This is a genomic window from Flavobacterium enshiense DK69 (genome assembly GCF_000498495.1).
Taxonomy (GTDB): Bacteria; Bacteroidota; Bacteroidia; order Flavobacteriales; family Flavobacteriaceae; genus Flavobacterium; species Flavobacterium enshiense.
The window spans coordinates 173,944-189,624 of the sequence record NZ_AVCS01000006.1 but is presented as its reverse complement, the minus strand read 5'-3'; the positions used below and the strand labels follow the sequence as shown (position 1 = coordinate 189,624).

At 38.5% G+C, this 15,681-nt stretch carries 15 protein-coding genes and 1 pseudogene; 7 read left to right on the top strand and 9 right to left on the bottom strand.

Annotated elements, in window-relative coordinates; translation table 11 throughout:
* Positions 1–126: 126 nt before the first annotated feature.
* The 5 genes from fabF (at position 127) to FEDK69T_RS03610 (ending at position 4,956) form a co-directional block, all read left to right on the top strand.
* Positions 127–1,380 (top strand): beta-ketoacyl-ACP synthase II, encoded by a 1,254-nt coding sequence (fabF, locus tag FEDK69T_RS03630; protein WP_023572791.1) that lies wholly within the window; start codon positions 127–129, stop codon positions 1,378–1,380.
* Between the two features lie 9 nt (positions 1,381–1,389).
* Positions 1,390–2,136: a ribonuclease III gene (gene rnc, locus FEDK69T_RS03625; protein ID WP_023572790.1), complete on the top strand. Its 747-nt coding sequence runs from the start codon at positions 1,390–1,392 to the stop codon at positions 2,134–2,136.
* Between the two features lie 92 nt (positions 2,137–2,228).
* On the top strand, positions 2,229–2,714 hold the full coding sequence (locus FEDK69T_RS03620) for an IPExxxVDY family protein (protein WP_023572789.1): 486 nt from the start codon (positions 2,229–2,231) through the stop codon (positions 2,712–2,714).
* A gap of 4 nt (positions 2,715–2,718) precedes the next feature.
* Positions 2,719–4,149 (top strand): pyruvate kinase, encoded by a 1,431-nt coding sequence (gene pyk / locus FEDK69T_RS03615; protein WP_023572788.1) that lies wholly within the window; start codon positions 2,719–2,721, stop codon positions 4,147–4,149.
* 33 nt (positions 4,150–4,182) lie between these two features.
* Positions 4,183–4,956 (top strand): Bax inhibitor-1/YccA family protein, encoded by a 774-nt coding sequence (locus tag FEDK69T_RS03610; protein ID WP_023572787.1) that lies wholly within the window; start codon positions 4,183–4,185, stop codon positions 4,954–4,956.
* Positions 4,957–5,013: 57 nt separating this feature from the next.
* Here FEDK69T_RS03610 and FEDK69T_RS15780 read toward each other — a convergent pair.
* The 3 genes and pseudogenes from FEDK69T_RS15780 to dinB form a co-directional block, all read right to left on the bottom strand.
* Positions 5,014–5,130: pseudogene (locus FEDK69T_RS15780) on the bottom strand (DNA polymerase IV); the annotation flags it as partial.
* Between the two features lie 114 nt (positions 5,131–5,244).
* Positions 5,245–7,728 carry a T9SS type A sorting domain-containing protein gene (locus FEDK69T_RS03605; protein WP_162147236.1) on the bottom strand — a complete coding sequence of 828 codons (2,484 nt, stop codon included), beginning with the start codon at positions 7,726–7,728 and terminating at the stop codon, positions 5,245–5,247.
* 165 nt (positions 7,729–7,893) lie between these two features.
* The gene (gene dinB / locus FEDK69T_RS03600; protein ID WP_023572784.1) at positions 7,894–8,976 is read right to left on the bottom strand and encodes a DNA polymerase IV; all 1,083 of its coding nucleotides are present in this window, start codon (positions 8,974–8,976) and stop codon (positions 7,894–7,896) included.
* Positions 8,977–9,016: 40 nt separating this feature from the next.
* Here dinB and FEDK69T_RS03595 point away from each other — a divergent pair, with 40 nt between their 5' ends.
* On the top strand, positions 9,017–9,679 hold the full coding sequence (locus FEDK69T_RS03595) for an NAD(P)H-binding protein (RefSeq protein ID WP_023572783.1): 663 nt from the start codon (positions 9,017–9,019) through the stop codon (positions 9,677–9,679).
* Between the two features lie 46 nt (positions 9,680–9,725).
* Positions 9,726–10,193, top strand: a complete 468-nt coding sequence (locus FEDK69T_RS03590; RefSeq protein ID WP_023572782.1) for a CYTH domain-containing protein — start codon at positions 9,726–9,728, stop codon at positions 10,191–10,193.
* A 9-nt stretch (positions 10,194–10,202) separates the two neighbouring features.
* Here FEDK69T_RS03590 and FEDK69T_RS03585 read toward each other — a convergent pair whose 3' ends face one another.
* From FEDK69T_RS03585 to FEDK69T_RS03560, 6 genes are all read right to left on the bottom strand, one after another.
* Positions 10,203–10,658, bottom strand: coding sequence for a septal ring lytic transglycosylase RlpA family protein (locus FEDK69T_RS03585; RefSeq protein WP_023572781.1), 456 nt, complete (start codon positions 10,656–10,658; stop codon positions 10,203–10,205).
* Between the two features lie 78 nt (positions 10,659–10,736).
* Positions 10,737–11,159 (bottom strand): hypothetical protein, encoded by a 423-nt coding sequence (locus FEDK69T_RS03580; protein WP_023572780.1) that lies wholly within the window; start codon positions 11,157–11,159, stop codon positions 10,737–10,739.
* 95 nt (positions 11,160–11,254) lie between these two features.
* Positions 11,255–13,447 (bottom strand): M12 family metallo-peptidase, encoded by a 2,193-nt coding sequence (locus FEDK69T_RS03575; RefSeq protein WP_023572779.1) that lies wholly within the window; start codon positions 13,445–13,447, stop codon positions 11,255–11,257.
* A 76-nt stretch (positions 13,448–13,523) separates the two neighbouring features.
* Positions 13,524–14,183, bottom strand: coding sequence for a hypothetical protein (locus FEDK69T_RS03570; protein ID WP_023572778.1), 660 nt, complete (start codon positions 14,181–14,183; stop codon positions 13,524–13,526).
* Positions 14,184–14,253: 70 nt separating this feature from the next.
* A complete protein-coding gene (locus FEDK69T_RS03565; RefSeq protein ID WP_035630637.1) occupies positions 14,254–14,613 on the bottom strand; it encodes a YraN family protein in 360 nt (119 codons plus the stop codon).
* Positions 14,613–15,512 (bottom strand): S66 peptidase family protein, encoded by a 900-nt coding sequence (locus FEDK69T_RS03560; protein WP_035630685.1) that lies wholly within the window; start codon positions 15,510–15,512, stop codon positions 14,613–14,615. Before FEDK69T_RS03560 ends, FEDK69T_RS03565 begins: the two co-directional genes overlap by 1 nt.
* Positions 15,513–15,681 lie beyond the last annotated feature (169 nt).

Below are 15,681 nucleotides of genomic sequence, written 5' to 3'. Positions count from 1 at the left end.
TTCCATCTGAAAAAAACTGATTGGAAGCAATCAAAAAAATACAATCCATAGTACCCATGTTTCCTTTACAGACTAGAAAAAGCAACATGGGTATTATTTGTTTAAATACATTGTAAAAAATATATTATGGCATTAAAACGAGTTGTAGTAACAGGTTTAGGCGCTCTTACACCCATTGGAAATTCCATCGAAGAATATTGGGATGGTTTGGTTAATGGAAGAAGCGGCGCTGCCCCAATAACATATTACGATACCGAAAAACACAAGACAAAATTCGCATGTGAAGTGAAAAACTTCAACATCGAAACGTATATGGATCGTAAAGAAGCTCGTAGATTGGATAAATTTGCGCAATATGCCATTGCTGCCAGCGACGAGGCTATTAAAGATGCCGGAATTACTGGTGAAAATGTAGACAAATATCGCGTTGGCGTTATTTGGGGAGCCGGAATCGGAGGATTGGAAACTTTCCAGGAAGAGGTTATGTACTACGCTAAAGGCGACGGAACTCCTAAATTCAATCCATTCTTCATACCAAAAATGATTGCCGATATTGCCCCTGCGCACATTTCCATGCGTAACGGCTTTATGGGCCCTAACTATACTACTGTTTCTGCATGTGCATCTTCTGCTAATGCATTAATTGACGCTTTCAACTACATCCGTTTGGGAATGTGCGACGTTATCATTTCCGGAGGATCTGAAGCAGCCGTAACTATTGCCGGAATGGGCGGATTCAACTCCATGCATGCTTTATCAACCCGAAACGAGAGTCCGGAAACCGCATCAAGACCATTCGATGCTACCCGCGACGGATTCGTATTAGGCGAAGGAGCAGGTGCATTGGTATTGGAAGAATACGAACATGCTAAAGCCCGTGGCGCAAAAATCTATTGCGAAATCGGCGGTGGAGGAATGTCATCCGACGCTTACCATTTAACAGCTCCACATCCGGAAGGAATCGGTGTAATTGCTGTAATGAACAACACATTGCGTGATGCAGGCATGAAACCGGAAGAAGTTGATCACATCAACACGCACGGAACTTCTACTCCGCTTGGTGACGTTGCTGAATTAAAAGCAATCAGCGCTGTTTTCGGTGAACATGCTAAAAACATCAATATCAACTCGACAAAATCAATGACAGGTCACTTGCTTGGCGCTGCCGGAGCTATCGAAGCTATTGCTTCTATCTTAGCAATGAAACACGGTATTGTCCCGCCAACAATTAACCACTCGACTGTAGACGAAAACATTGACCCAAGTTTAAATTTAACGCTGAACAAACCGCAAAAAAGAGACGTAAAAGTTGCTATGAGCAACACGTTTGGTTTTGGTGGTCACAACGCATGCGTTCTATTTAAAAAAATTGAAGAGTAATCGTTTGCCATGAAGAGAATCATCAAGAAAATATTTTCAAATTCCCGCTCTCCAGAAGACGGGATTTTTTTTGATGCCATCCATAAAATACTAGGCTTTCAACCGCTCGATTTGAGCAATTACCGTAAAGCTTTTACCCATCGCTCGTTAAATAAAGTGGACGAAAAAGGAAACCCCATTAATTACGAGCGATTGGAATTCCTGGGCGATGCAATGCTGGGTTCTGTTATTGCCGCGCACCTTTTTAACGAAGTACCCACCGGAGACGAAGGCTATCTAACCAAGATGCGTTCGAAGATTGTCAGCCGCGATCACCTGAACGAATTGGGAAAAGACCTGAATCTTATCAAACACGTTGAAAGCAAGGTAGCCACTCAGCACTTTGGCGAAAACATTCACGGGAATCTTTTCGAAGCATTGATAGGCGCCATTTACCTTGACCGCGGCTTTGCATATTGCGAAAAATTCATCCATAAAAAAGTGATTCTTCCTTATGTGGATATTGCTAAACTGGAAGGCAAAGTGATCAGCTATAAAAGTTTGGTAATCGAATGGTGCCAGAAAGAAAAAAAATCGTTCCACTATGATGTATATGAAGATAGCGGAAACGAAGGTGTGAAGTATTTTGGGGTAAAACTTAAAATAGACAATAAAATAGTTGCTAAAGCCCGAGCCACTTCCAAGAAAAAAGCAGAAGAAAAAGCATCCCAACGCGCTTACTTTGTTTTTCAGGAAAAAATGAAATCCAACGACTGATCGCTACTTCACTAAATTATCGTTAACAACGCTGTTTTGCTGTTATTTTCCGACTATAATGTACTATATTTACATTATCTTTAACAGTACCTATGGCCATCCACAAACTCCAGATTGACGATTTTATTTCGATTGACTATCAGCTCGTCGCGATACATTCTTCGCTGGAGGATTACCGTCTGGCGTACTTCATCAATCAGAAACTGGCTATTTCTTTCGAAAAAAGCAAGAACGATATCGGCATACAGATTCCTGAAGGCAAAAGCCATTTCACCCGTTTTGTTTTTGATGACGAAAAACATGAACTGTATTGGAATTTAATCCCCAACAAAACTACTGTCGTAACCCAACAATCCCAAGCCACTTCCCTATTCGAAGAAACAGGATTGGACATTACCACCAACATTTTTCTGCTTCCCGAACTCAAGAAAGTAGACTATATCATAAAAATTGAAAATACCGACGATTTTTTTGATACCGACAATTTAATCGATGAATTGCTCACGATTAAACAAATTACAACAGCTTATAAAATCGAACAAAATTCACTGAAATCGAAAAATAATTTAATTTTCTAATACAATGCCAACAAGAAAAAAGACAAAAATTGTAGCAACCCTTGGCCCGGCCTGCAGTACTAAAGAGGTACTGAAAGAAATGATAGATGCCGGGGTAAATGTTTTTAGAATAAACTTCTCCCATGCTGATTATACCGATGTACAACAACGCATTGACATCATCAGGGAACTGAATAAAGAATACGGTTACACCACCTCCATTTTAGCCGATCTTCAAGGCCCTAAATTGCGTGTAGGCGTAATGAAAGAAGATGTTGTGGTAAGTAAAGGCGACATCATCACTTTCACCACCGCTGAAGATATCCCGGGAACTGCAGAGAGAGTCTACATGAACTACAAAGAATTTCCTAAGGATGTTAATCCGGGGGAACGCATATTGTTGGATGACGGAAAACTTATCTTCGAAGTTCGCAAAACCGACAAAAACACAGAAGTGGAAGCAGTTGTAATTCAGGGTGGCCCGTTAAAATCTAAAAAAGGGGTGAACCTTCCAAACACAAAAGTTTCCTTACCGGCCTTGACCGAAAAAGACATCCGCGATGCACTTTTTGCCATTAAAAGTGAAGTCGACTGGATTGCACTTTCCTTTGTGCGAACTCAGGAAGATTTAAAGGATTTACGAGATTTGATTTCGGCTAACTCCATTCACAAAATTCCAGTTATCGCTAAAATCGAAAAACCAGAAGCGGTGGAAAACATCGACAAAATAGTAGCCTACTGCGACGGATTAATGGTAGCGCGTGGCGACTTAGGAGTTGAAATCCCTGCTCAGGAAGTACCTTTGATCCAGAAAAAATTGGTTTATCGTGCAAAAACAGCACGCATTCCTGTAATTATCGCCACACAAATGATGGAAACGATGATCACCAGCCTGACTCCAACACGTGCAGAAGTTAATGACGTAGCCAACTCAGTGATGGACGGTGCCGATGCCGTAATGTTATCCGGAGAAACATCTGTTGGTAATTATCCAGTTCAGGTAATTGAAAAAATGACACAAATCATTGAAGCGGTCGAAGATTCTCCGCTGATTCAGGTGCCTCAGAACCAGCCACAGATAAAAACAAACCGTTATATCACCAAAAACATATGTTACCACGGTGCGCTTTTAGCCAACGACATTAATGCCAAAGCCATCACAACACTTACGAACAGCGGTTATACAGCTTTTCAGGTTTCGGCGTGGCGACCTCATGCACACATTTTGGTATTCACATCAAACAAACGAATCCTTACACAATTAAACCTGCTTTGGGGAGTGAAATCTTTCTTATACGATAAGTTTGTAAGCACAGACGACACTATTGACGATATCAATGCCATTTGCATGGAAAAAGGGTTTGTCGAAAAAGGAGACATGCTGGTAAATCTAGCTGCCATGCCGGTTACGGCAAAAGGAATGGTGAACACCCTTCGTATTTCCGAAATTGAATAAAAAAAGTATATTTGAATAACTAAAAAGAAAACTATGAATTCAAACAATCCGTTTTTTAAGAACAAATCGTTTACCAATACAACGCGTTATTCTGCCGACAATATTAACGAACCTCAAACCATTGTAGTTGATTACAATGACACTATGACGGTTCAGGGGACCATCAACAAGAGTTTTGTGATGTTGCTTTTATTGATTGCCGGGGCCGCAATAACCTGGACTATGACTTTCAGTGGTTACAACCCTATCGTTTTGACTATCGGCGGTGCCATTATCGGTTTCATATTAGTACTTATCGCATCTTTCAAACCGCAACACTCCGGCTATCTGGCACCGGGTTATGCCATTTTTGAAGGACTTTTCATCGGAGGAATTTCAGCTATTTTCGAAACGATGTACCCAGGATTGGTTATTCAGGCAGTGGGAGCTACTTTCGTAACCTTCATTGTTTGTTTCGGATTATATAAATACAATGTTGTTCAGGTTACCGACCGTTTTCGTTCCGTAGTAGTGGGAGCGACTTTAGCCATAGCCAGTTTTTACCTGCTTTCATGGTTATTTTCCTTATTCATTGATTTCCAACCGATACACCATGGCAATTCCCTGATGAGCATCGGAATCAGTGCTTTCGTAGTTATTGTGGCTGCTTTAAACTTATTCCTTGACTTTGATCAGATTGAAAAAGGAGCACAAAGAAGTCTTCCGAAATACATGGAATGGTTTGGCGCCATGGGATTGATGATTACCCTGGTTTGGTTGTATGTAGAGTTTTTACGTTTGCTTTCCAAGATTTCCAGCAGAGACTAATTCACAGAAAAATATGTCGAAAAACCGATTTCAAATTGAAGTCGGTTTTTTTTATTATTAAAAATCAAACTTCAGCTGAACCACTACCGATTTCTTCATTTCGGTGTTCAGGTTATGCAATGATATGCCTAACAAGCGGACGGATTCTTTCATTTTTTCCTGATACCTCAATTCTTAGCTGTTTCAGGAATCAAGAGTTTGTATAAAAAAATCCGCCAGCATGAACTGACGGATTTTTTATTTATAATCATATTTTACACCAGAAATTAATTATTGTCAATAGTAAAACTACATTTTTATTGCTTTTAAAACCGCTTCATTACCACTGGCTGTAACTAATTTAATAAAATAAATTCCAGGCTCATTATCAATAGATAAATTAATCTTATTACATGTTTCAAAATAATCCGATTTAATTCTCTGACCAAGAGCATTTACTACATCCATTTCAACACCAAGATAAGTATCTCCTAAATCTATCTGCATCTGACCATTTGACGGATTTGGGAATAATTTCAATGAATCGTTGAAAAAACCATTATCCACAGCTAAAGTACCATTCCCAACAAGCCTCAAAATCCTATTTCTACCAACACCTTTATATGAAGTAAAATCACCTCCAACAATTATTTTACCATCAGATTGTTGAAAGATTGTCCTTACCAATTCACTGAAACCAGTTGCTGTATTAAAGGTGTTATCTAAACTTCCATCTGTATTCAAACGAACGATATATTTACTCGAGACATTATTAAAAACTGTAAACCATCCACCGGCAAGAATTTTACCATCTGACTGGACACATAATGCAGACACTCGAGAACCAAACCCGCTACCTACATTAAATGAAGTATCCAAACTACCATCAGCATTAAGACGAACTAAACATTTCCTTAACACACCATTAAAATAATCAAAAAAACCTGCAGCTACAATTTTACCATCAGACTGGATAGAAGTTGCATACACACTATTAGAAAACCCATTACCGGGATTAAATGAAGTATCTAAACTACCATCTGTATTCAAACGAGCAATACGGTTTCTTGAAATACTATTAAAATACTGAAATTCTCCTCCTAAAATTAACTTACCATCGGACTGAATTTTGACCGAATAGACAGTATTATTAAAACCTGTCCCCGGATTAAAAGAAGTATCTAAACTACCATCAGCATTCAGACGGGCAATACGGTTTCTTGATACATTATTAAACATATCAAATTCACCACCCACAATTATTTTTCCATCTGATTGAACAGCTATTGAGCGGACACTGCTATTAAAACCAGTTCCTATACTAAAGGTAGTGTCTAAACTACCATCAACATTCAGACGGGCTATATTCTTTTTATAAATTCCATTAAAGTAATCAAAAGATCCTCCAACGATAATTTTTCCATCCGGTTGAATTACAATTATAACAGTCGGACCATCAAACCCTGTTCCAACATTAAAAGTCTCATCAAAGCTACCATCACTATTTAAGCGTGCAATATGCCTTACAACTCTTCCATTGAACCTCCAAAACTGTCCCCCAGCAATTATTTTGCCATCAGATTGGACAGCAGTTGTACTAACAGTACCTATACATCCGGTTCCAGCATTAAATGAATTATCTGAACTAGAATCAACATTCAAACGGGCAATTCGCGAGACTTGTGTGCCCCTTAATTGAAAGAATTTGCCACCCACAATGATTTTACCGTCAGATTGAATTGCCGTTGAATGTACGATGCCATCAAACCCAATACCCGGATCAAAAGTAACATCCACAGAAGCATCACTATTCAAACGTGCAATATTATTCCTCCTTGTTGTAATCGTCCTATAATTAATAAAACCTCCTCCAACAATAATTTTGCCATCCGGCTGAATACTTGTCGAATAAACAACATCATTGAACCCCCCTCCAGGATCAAAAGAGCTATCCAAACTGCCGTCAGAATTTAAACGGGCAATACGTTTTCTGGAAGTACCATTAAAGGAGGTAAACATTCCTCCTACAATAATTTTGCCATCAGACTGAACAGATATTGAATTAACATCCAAATTAAAACCTGTACCTGGATTAAAAGATGTGTCCAAAGTACTATCAGGATTCAGCCGAATTATTCTGTTTATAGACACATTATTATAGGCGGTGAAAACCCCTCCCAAAATAATTTTACCATCGGATTGGATAAAAATGGAATTAACATACCCATTAAGACCAGATCCGGATAAACTCCCCGGATTAAAAGAAGTGTCCAAACTTCCATCAGGATTCAGACGGGTAACTCCTCTACTAAAATTGTAATAGCCACCTCCAGCGATAATTTTGCCATCAGGCTGAACACAAACTCTTGTCACGCCTGTAAAACCGTTTCCTGCATTAAAGAAAGTGTCTAAACTACCATCTGTATTAAGACGAGCTATACCTCGTCTAGAAGTTCCATTAAAGTATTCAAAATTACCACCAACGATAATTTTCCCATCTGGTTGAATACAAATTGAATTCACGTCTGCATCAAAACCAGTCCCCATAATAAAAGTAGTGTCCAAAGTGCCATCAGCATTCAAACGAACAATATGTCCAACGGCTGTTCCATTAAATTTAGAAAAAGAACCTCCTACAATTATTTTGCCATCGTTTTGGATAACAGTAGTCCAAACATAATTATCAAAGCCATCTCCATTTCCGAAACCCGAATCAAGAGTATTAAAAGTAGGATCAATATTGCCCCCCTGAGAAAAGGCCATTAGTGTTGAAAAGAGAAACGCTACTGTCATTATAGTAGTTCTTAACATAAGAATATCATTATAGTTAACAAATATCACTTTTCGCTTTATTACTAACGAAAATGTTCCCAAAACTAGGTGTCTAACTAAAATTTAACAATTTTTTTTGATGATTTTTTCTATACAATTAAAGCTGTTTTGTTAAAATTCACTCCCTTAAAAATCAAACTTCAGCTGAACCACTACCGATTTCTTCATCTCAGTATTTAGATTATGTAATGAAATGCCGAGCAGTCGAACGGACTCTTTCATTTTTTCCTGATAAAGTAATTCTTTGGCTGCTTCAAAAATAAGACTTTTATCGGCTATAAAATAAGGCAGGGTTTTGCTTCGTGTCTGCAATGTAAAGTCGGAGTACTTGATTTTTAGCGTAACTGTTTTCCCTGCTATTTTGCTTTTTTGAAGACGGCGCTCCAGTTCTTTTGCTATGTTCTCCAATCGTTCTTCCATGAAAATTTCAGAGGACAGATTCACGTTGAATGTCCGTTCCGCTCCGACCGACTTTAAAGTACGATTCGGCTTAACTTTGCTGTAACTGATTCCCCTTGACAAATTGTAAAACGATCTTCCGCTGTTCCCAAAATGCTGTTCGAGGTATTCTATAGATTTGCTTTTTAAGTCTGCTCCAGTAAATATCCCCAGTTGATACATTCGTTCAGCAGTTACTTTCCCTACGCCGTAAAACTTCTTCACATCCAGTCCCTCCATAAAAGCTTCCACTTCATCGGGATTTACCGTTTTCTGTCCGTTTGGCTTGTTGTAATCCGATGCAATCTTAGCGACAAATTTGTTAACGGAAATCCCAGCCGAGGCAGTCAGTCCAACTTCTTCAAAAATGCGTTTTCGGATTTCTTGTGCAATTAACGTGGCACTGGGATTTCCCTTTTTGTTTTCGGTAACATCCAGGTATGCTTCGTCCAGCGAAAGCGGTTCCACTAGATCAGTATACTCGTGAAATATTTTTCGGATTTTATTCGAAATTTCCTTGTACCGGTCGAAGCGAGGGCGTACAAAGATCAGCTCAGGACACAATTTTCGGGCCATGTAACCACTCATTGCACTGCGGACCCCGAACTTCCGTGCCTCATAACTGGCAGCCGAAACCACTCCCCTTGCCTCACTTCCACCCACCGCAATGGGCTTTCCTTTGAGCAAAGGATTATCCATCTGCTCCACCGAAGCATAAAAAGCATCCATATCGACATGGATAATTTTTCTTTGAAGCATCTCTGGTTCCATACCGTAAATTTATGTATATTCAAGGAACATTTTTAAGCCAATGAAAAAAACAGCCATACTTTTGGGAGCCTCAGGATTGACAGGCAGTTTGCTTTTGGATTTGTTGCTTTCCGATTCGGATTTTGACAAAATAAAATTGTTTTCAAGAAAGGAATCGGGACATTCCCATCCGAAAATTGAAGAACATATTGTCGATGTCCTCCATCTGGAAAATCATGCAGCCGATTTTACAGGCGATGTGGTTTTTTGCTGTATCGGAACAACCAAAGCCAAAACCCCGGATGAAAACGAATACAAATCCATCGACTTCGGAATCCCGGTAACCGCTGCCCAATTAGCAAAACAGAACAATATACCTGCATTCATCGTGATTTCAGCCTTGGGAGCAAACCCCAAAAGCCCTGTTTTTTACAATCGCATCAAAGGACAGATGGAACGGCATGTTATCGATTTGGGAATCCCAAAAACACATATTCTGGAACCATCGTTAATTGCAGGTGACCGAAATGAAGCTCGGGTTGGCGAAACCATGGGGATCTACCTTATGAAAGTCATAAATCCGCTATTGATCGGAAAACTGAAAAAATTCCGAAGCATCCCTCCGGAAAATATCGCTAAAACTATGTGGCATCTGTCTAAAAACGATTATCCAAAAACCATTGTCCCGTCAGATATCATTTTTAATTTGGGACAGTTTGACTGATTTCCTTATCTTGGACACTTATTCCAACTTAATTTAACCTATTCAAATGCAGGAAACAGAACGAAAATTTTTGGTCGTTTCAGATGATTTCAAAGCAGTGGCTTTTGCCAAAAACCGAATCGTGCAAGGTTACTTAAACTCACACCCCGAGCGAACTGTACGTATACGAATTAAAGGCGACAAAGGATTTTTGACCATTAAAGGAAAAGGAAACGAATCCGGAACCACCCGCCTGGAATGGGAAACAGAAATTCCCCTGACGGAAGCCGAACAACTGTTACCTCTTTGCGAACAAGGGACTATCGACAAAATCCGATATGAAATTACAGCAGGTAATCATGTCTATGAGGTGGATGTTTTTTCGGGTGAGAACGAAGGCCTGATTATTGCCGAAATTGAACTTTCTTCGGAAACGGAATCCTTTGAAAAACCGAATTGGCTGGGAAAAGAAGTTACCGGTGACCAACGCTATTACAATGCCTATCTAAGCAACCATCCGTTTAAAAAGTGGTAAAACTTAAACTTATTCTTTTACTACATCGATATTGACATCAATAAATCCGCGTCCTTTAGCATGGGAAATTTCCATAAAGGCTTTTTTAGACAGGTCGATTTCGCGACCTCGCGTGAATGGCCCTCTATCGATAACGGTTACCACAACTGATTTATTATTGACCGGATTTGTTATCCTAAGTGCTGTCCCAAAAGGTAATTTCTTATGTGCAGCCGTATACTTTGTATTATCGAAACGTTTCCCACTTGCTGTTTTCCTTCCGTTAAACCTGTCGTGGTAGTACGAAGCGTGCACACTTTTTTTGTAAGGTTTGTATTTAAAACGGATTTGTGTAGAATCTATTCTTAAAGTATCCTGAAGCACGCTTTTTGTATTATCGTTCAGCCTCATTTTCTCGCTGGCGAAACTACTGACGAAAAAAACAAAAACAAAAAGCAGTAAAATTGGGGCAATAATTTTTTTCATGTTTTCAATTTTTTAAATTACAGAACTAACAAGAAATATGCCATAGAAAGAAAAAGCCCTTTAAGGGCTTTTATAGTTTTAGAACCAAAGGTTCCACGGAATTCTGCTAAGTATGAAAAGTAATCCTGCAAGGTATAAGAATGCTATTTTCTTAAATTTACCGTTACTGCTGTCTTCTCTTTTATGTTTTGACCAACCAACCGTAATCAAAGCAATTGCAATTATATTAATTAATGGATGTTCTAATGATGTTAAACGTAAAGCAGCATTGCTCATGTCCCCTAAAGCTGACATACCCATAGGAGAAACGAAATAAACAGCTAATCCCAAAAGCAATTGGATATGGCAGAAGATTAAAGCAAACAAAGAAATTTTACGGTCTTTCTCTTCAAATCCTCTTTTGGATGAGATACCCATAAAGGCATTAATCACTGCAACTATCAATATTCCCAAGGCTAAATAAGCCACACCGGAATGTGCTTTCTGAATAATTTCGTACATATATTCGTTTTATTAGTTAAACAAATATATTGAAATAAAAACAAAAACCCGCTACTTTTTAAGGCAACGGGTTTTTATTTAACACTAAGAATATACTACAACTTCACTATTTTGAAGTTAACAATCTGATTATCAATATTCATCTTAAAGAAATAAGTTCCCGATGCATAGCCGGAAATATCAACCTGCGCAGTAAGGTTATTTACATCTCCAGAGTACAATAATCGTCCTTCAACGTTATAAACCATTACATTTGAGATTATATCTTTAGAATTTATCGTTACTAATCCGTTAGTTGGGTTTGGATAATACGAATAATCCAGGTAATTATTTTCATCAAGCCCAAGATTTGCAAGACATGATGTTGTTGCAACCCAGCCCCTGTCTGTCGTGCCGCCATCGGAGTAGAACTTAAGTGTTAAAGCCCCATCAGGCGCAGTAGATTCAAAAGGACCCGGAACAACTGTTGTTCCTGTATAACCGTTTGCCGCAAAGGCCGGGGATGACGTACTTGATCCATTATAAACATACAGATAGTCATAATCTCTCTCCAAAGAGAAACTTGAAAAAGTTAACTTTATCTTATTGTTGGGCACGTTTGGAACAATCGTTCTTACGAAATTTTGATTATCCCTATAATTTCCTGCCGCGCCTCCAGTATCCGTTAAGGTTATCCCATTACAATAATTTGCAGAGGTTAGGAAAACAAACTCACGTGTTAAAGGCGTCAAACTTCCGCAATTGGGTTTTACCCTAAATTTGTAATACGTATTTGGAGTCAACCCATTGGCTGTAAAAGTAGGAGATGTCACAGTAGTCCATGATGGCAAATTACTCGAAAACGGCATTACTGCCACTTGCCAGGTATCTTCATTGGTAATATCGGTCCAAGAAACAACGGCGGAAGTGGAAACTGCATTATACTGCGCATCGATAGCGCCAACTCCATTAACACACACAGAAATACAATCGGTACTTAAACACGCTCTCGAATCGATAAAATCTAAAATCGCATTAGCCGGCTGTGGACCAAATCCGTTAGCTAAGTTGATTCCAACACCGCCAACAAGGTGACAATAACTCATAATCGTACCCTTTTCGGAACCAGACGGAATAGTCGGCGGAGTAGTCATACAGGAAGTACCTTCGCCATTAGGAATACTAAAAGGCCCACAGTTGTCAATAGCTGTATTATCTCCGTTCCAGGCACAGGCATGGGTATGGCGAGAACCAACATTGTGGCCAAATTCATGCGTAACCACCATAATGGTCCACGAGTAGGTTGGCACAGTAGAATAACTCAAAAAAACATCCGAATAGACATAATTATTAGTAGTACACAAACCTCCAATACCCATGGACACACCACCTAAATTTCCCGCGTCAATTCCAACCAATTGCCCAACATCGCCATCAAAAACCGGGCGAACATCTTTGAACTTGTACAAGTAATCACTCGGGTCGGAACCTGCTCCTTCATAAGGATCCTGTGATGTCCAGATGTAAATCGTTTTTAGTGCCAATGTAATTCCGTCATTGGCATAAAGCGTCTGCATATTATTGAAAACCGAAGTCATCCAATTGGTAGTAGTAGTAGTATTGCTCCCGTTTGCAACAAACAAATTATTATCAATTTCAAAATAGGTAGCTACACATTTCGTCCCAGATTGTGTTCTCGAATCACCCGACTTATGATCTTTATACTCCGTAACCTCATCCTTTGTATGACATTCGTTCGGACTTGCCACCTTCATTTTCTGATCTTCATAAATAACATACTCATTGACATTCCCAGGCGCATCAATCTTTCCAACGACTAAATTACTCAATAGCGAACTTGAAACAACTCCGTTAAATTCTCCATTGAAGAAATTGAATGAAACTAATGAACTAGGATCATTTTTAATAATCCCTCTGTAATAAGCACCTCTATCGTACGAAATGTATTTTTGCTTGTCAGTGTCGACATGAAAACCTTCCGAAAACAAATCAACTTTGTAAAGCTGTATATCAATCATACTTCCATGATAAGGGATTTGCACTTCGATGGTTTCATAACCATTAGCCACCACATCATTAACTACAGCTGTTTTGATTGTTGCTAATTGGGCATCGGCCACCGTTTTTTCAATCTGGGTATTCGGAGCCCTTTCAATAGGTGTTAAAGGAAAAACGGGAACGAATTTTGTCTTTGACAAATTCAGTTCCCGTATTTTGGAAGCTACTTTATTTTGCGAGAACGCAAAAAAGCAGCACAATAAGGCTAAAATAGTAGTTAATTTTTTCACTTTTAATAGATAGTTTTGGTTTTAGTGTGCCAAAAATAACTAAAAAAAATAAAAATCCTAACAGATATTCAATTAGTTAGACTTTTTTCAAATCTTTAATAACTTTGAATGCACTATCAATGTGCTCTTCGCTTACTACGATGGTAATTTCAAAATTTGTAGAAATCACTTCGTTGATATTGATTCCATCCCAAGCCAAGCGTTGGAAAACGAAATAGAAAAGACCCGGTGTCCCTACGTTGTCTTTAGGCAATTTTACCGTAATCGACGCTAATTTATCGGTTTTGACCAACCATTTTTCATCCTCGAAGTGTCTCTCAAGAATATCGCTGATGGATTCGCTTAGGATAATGTTTGTTTCATTAACACCTCGTGAAGACGTATAGAAAACATCTTTAAGCGAACTGATTTCACTTAAAAAATCAGCTTGTCTGTTTAAAACCCTTTGATTAATTGGGAAGTTGTAATTAACCAGTGAAGAACGCACGGTGATTTCACCCATTCCTTTTAGGGTTTTCTCAATTTTATGGTTGATTCGGAAATCAAGCTCCTCAGACAAACGCTTTAAAGCCATCACAATAGCACCCTGCTTCACTTCCTTATCCATTTCATTCTCTAAATCGTGCTGAATAATTCTGGCCAATGACGTCAGATTCACTATTCCAAGCGTTAACCCGTTAAGTAAAAACGGCTTTGACTTAATATAATTCTCAACAACAGAAGAAATCGTTTTCATAAATAATTATTTTTAAAACAAATTTTAGGCAAATCTACAAAAAAAAACAAACTGTTACAATTATAACACATCAAAAATAATAAAAAGCATCTTTTAGATGCAAAATTTCACAATCGGTTGCTTTATTTGTTACAGAAATTATATCGAAACGCACTGTAAAATCAAGGTTTTTGCTAATAACATATTCATCGACAGCTTTTACCAATAATTTTATTTTTTTTGCATTTACAAAGTTATGAGGGTCGCCATAATCCAAATTTGTACGTGTTTTCACCTCTACAACAGCCAAAATATCATTTTTTTTGGCGATGATATCAACCTCTGCCTTCTGAAAAAACCAATTTCTTTCCAAAATCTCGTAACCTTCTTTCTTTAAAAAATCGGCTGCAAGTTCTTCACCAAGCTTTCCTAAATCATTGTGTTCCGCCATTATTTTTTGAATTCCAAAATGATTTCATCGGAATTAACTTCAAACTCCACTTCCTTTCCAAGGATTAATGTGCGGTTGTCCTTTTGATGCCCTGCCGGAAAATAAAAACAAACCGGAAAGTTATATTTTTTTGCAATCTCCATAATAATCCCCACTTCATTCTGACCAAACGGAATCTCGTTATCGTGCATATCGGTCATGCTGCCAACGATCAATCCTTTCAGATTTTCGAAATAGCCGTTACGTTTCAGGTTCTGCATCATACGATCGATATGGTATAAATACTCATCCAAATCTTCAATGAAAAGAATTTTCCCGTCGGTATCCAAAGAAGACTTCGACCCTAATAAACTATATAATATGGAAAGATTTCCACCAACCAACTGTCCTTTGGCCTTACCTTTAATTTCATAACCTTTGGCAGGAACCACATATTTGAGGCTTTCTCCAAAAAGTGCCTTGCGAAGCGTTTCCTTAACCTCATCCGGCGCTTTCGGAACCGTAAAAGGCATAATAGAATGTAAAGTCGCAATTCCTAAGGTATTCAAATGACTATGCAATACAGTAACATCGCTAAAACCCATAATCCACTTTGGATGTTTTTTGAATCGGGTAAAATCAAGCGTATCAATAATACGTACCGTACCATAACCGCCGCGGGCACACCAAATCGCTTTGACATTATCATCATCTAACATTTCCTGAAGGTCGGCAGTGCGTTCTGCATCGGTTCCTCCTAACTGGCAACTGTCCAATCCGATGGTTTTGCCCAGTTTCACTTCCAATCCCCAGGATTTCAGCAAATCAATGGCCGGTTGTGCTTCTTCGGGAAAAAATTTTCTAGCAGTACATACTAAGGCAACGGTATCGCCTTTTTTAAGATACGGTGGAATTTTCATGCGTTTTTGAGAATAGGATACTGCATAAAATGATAGTGCAGTCAGTATTAAAATTGATTTCAAAAATAAGGATTCAGAAAATAGTTTGACTGCATTCATATCATAATTTTGAAATCACTTCTCACAAATTTAAAGAATAATCTGTATCAATGTGTTATAAAATCAATTT

Coding starts and splice junctions, on each gene's coding strand:
- fabF (WP_023572791.1), top strand. CDS start 127: ATGGCATTAAAACGAGTTGTAGTAACAGGTTTAGGCGCTCTTACACCC.
- rnc (WP_023572790.1), top strand. CDS start 1,390: ATGAAGAGAATCATCAAGAAAATATTTTCAAATTCCCGCTCTCCAGAA.
- FEDK69T_RS03620 (WP_023572789.1), top strand. CDS start 2,229: ATGGCCATCCACAAACTCCAGATTGACGATTTTATTTCGATTGACTAT.
- pyk (WP_023572788.1), top strand. CDS start 2,719: ATGCCAACAAGAAAAAAGACAAAAATTGTAGCAACCCTTGGCCCGGCC.
- FEDK69T_RS03610 (WP_023572787.1), top strand. CDS start 4,183: ATGAATTCAAACAATCCGTTTTTTAAGAACAAATCGTTTACCAATACA.
- FEDK69T_RS03605 (WP_162147236.1), bottom strand. CDS start 7,728: ATGACAGTAGCGTTTCTCTTTTCAACACTAATGGCCTTTTCTCAGGGG.
- dinB (WP_023572784.1), bottom strand. CDS start 8,976: ATGGAACCAGAGATGCTTCAAAGAAAAATTATCCATGTCGATATGGAT.
- FEDK69T_RS03595 (WP_023572783.1), top strand. CDS start 9,017: ATGAAAAAAACAGCCATACTTTTGGGAGCCTCAGGATTGACAGGCAGT.
- FEDK69T_RS03590 (WP_023572782.1), top strand. CDS start 9,726: ATGCAGGAAACAGAACGAAAATTTTTGGTCGTTTCAGATGATTTCAAA.
- FEDK69T_RS03585 (WP_023572781.1), bottom strand. CDS start 10,658: ATGAAAAAAATTATTGCCCCAATTTTACTGCTTTTTGTTTTTGTTTTT.
- FEDK69T_RS03580 (WP_023572780.1), bottom strand. CDS start 11,159: ATGTACGAAATTATTCAGAAAGCACATTCCGGTGTGGCTTATTTAGCC.
- FEDK69T_RS03570 (WP_023572778.1), bottom strand. CDS start 14,183: ATGAAAACGATTTCTTCTGTTGTTGAGAATTATATTAAGTCAAAGCCG.
- FEDK69T_RS03565 (WP_035630637.1), bottom strand. CDS start 14,613: ATGGCGGAACACAATGATTTAGGAAAGCTTGGTGAAGAACTTGCAGCC.
- FEDK69T_RS03560 (WP_035630685.1), bottom strand. CDS start 15,512: ATGAAAATTCCACCGTATCTTAAAAAAGGCGATACCGTTGCCTTAGTA.